At 31.3% G+C, this 1,645-nt stretch carries 1 protein-coding gene; it reads left to right on the top strand.

Annotation, left to right across the window (positions count from 1 at the left end):
• The first annotated feature begins 113 nt into the window (after positions 1-113).
• Positions 114-1,622: an IS1634 family transposase gene (locus tag A0F92_RS14585; protein ID WP_068247886.1), complete on the top strand. Its 1,509-nt coding sequence runs from the start codon at positions 114-116 to the stop codon at positions 1,620-1,622.
• Positions 1,623-1,645 lie beyond the last annotated feature (23 nt).

The raw sequence follows: 1,645 nt of genomic DNA on the forward strand, positions 1-1,645 counted from the left end.
CCTGTTTTCCTCGCCATTAAATAGATATTTTTCTAAGTTATTGATTATCAATTATTTGTTTATTTTATTTTTGGTGTCTTGGGTGTCCCAGCGTAATTTTTTATCTTTCAGAAGTGTTTATAAGAAAGAAGAAAAATAAAAGCGGAAAAACATCCATACAGATTATAGATAAAAGCAGGGGTACTTACAAGGTTGCTCATAGCGTTGGTTGTGCAAGTACAGCAGAGGAGTTGCAGGTTTTAGTACATCAAGCACAACAATGGTTGATTGATCATAGCGGTCAAATGCCAATTGATTTTGATAAGGAACAATTAAGTGCTGAAAAAATTCTTGACAGTATTTCATCGCATCGTTTAGTAGGTTTGGATTTAACGATAGGGAAAATTTTTAATAGCATTGGTTTTGATGCTATCAAAGATGAACTGTTTAGATGGCTTGTTTTGTATCGCCTAATATATCCTAAAAGTAAATTAAAGACTACGGAATATCTATATCGTTATCATGGAGTTAATTACGATGAAAATCAGATATATCGTTACTTAGATAAATTAAACAAAACGCAAAAAGAAGCTATACAGCAGATAAGTTTTAAACACACACAACAAGTATTGAATAATCAAATCAGTGTTGTTTTTTATGATGTAACTACCGTATACTTTGAGATAGAGAAGGAAGATGAGCTGAGAAAAACAGGATTTTCAAAAGAAGGTAAACATCAAAATCCACAAATTGTTTTGGGTATGCTTGTTAGTATTGGCGGCTATCCATTAGCCTATGAAATTTTCAATGGTAGCCAGTTTGAAGGGCAAACAATATTACCGGTTATTGAAGCATTTAAACAAAAATATCAACTGGAACGATTGGTAGTAGTTGCAGATTCTGGCTTGTTGTCCAAATCGAATATTGAATTATTAAAAGAAAAAAAATATGAATTTATTATTGGAGCAAGAATCAAATCATTATCACAGCCAATAAAAAATAAAATATTGGCTTTAAAATTACATGCCCAGGAAACTGCTTTGATTGATAAAGATGATTTAAAGCTTATTATCAGTTATTCAGAAAAAAGAGCCCAAAAAGATGCCTACAATAGAGAAAGAGGGCTAAAGCGTTTAGAGAAACATATTAAAAAAGGTAAACTAAACAAAACCAATATCAATAATAAAGGCTACAACAAGTATCTGAGAATAGAAAACGAAATTAAAGTAAGCATAGATTATCTAAAATATGAAGAAGATGCAAAATGGGATGGGTTAAAAGGCTACTTAACCAATAGTAGATTAACCACTAAAAAAATAATCGAAAATTACAATCAGTTATGGCAAATAGAAAAGGCATTTAGGGTTACAAAAACAGATTTAAAAGTTCGCCCCATTTATCATCGATTGCAAAAAAGAATTGAGGCACATATCTGCCTGAATTTTGTTGCTTATAAAGTGTATAAGGAATTAGAGCGATGGCTAACAGAAAAAAAGGTAGGCTTATCTGCAACTCAAATTATTGAAATGGCTGCTAATCTTTTTGAAATTGAAATTATGTTACCTACATCTAAACAAATCATCAGAAAAAAACTAATACTAACAGAAGAACATCGAATCCTGGCTAAAATATTCAACTTTTAGGGTGTCCCAGTGAGGAAAACAGG

This window comes from Hydrotalea flava (genome assembly GCF_001623405.1).
Lineage (GTDB): Bacteria > Bacteroidota > Bacteroidia > Chitinophagales > Chitinophagaceae > Hydrotalea > Hydrotalea flava.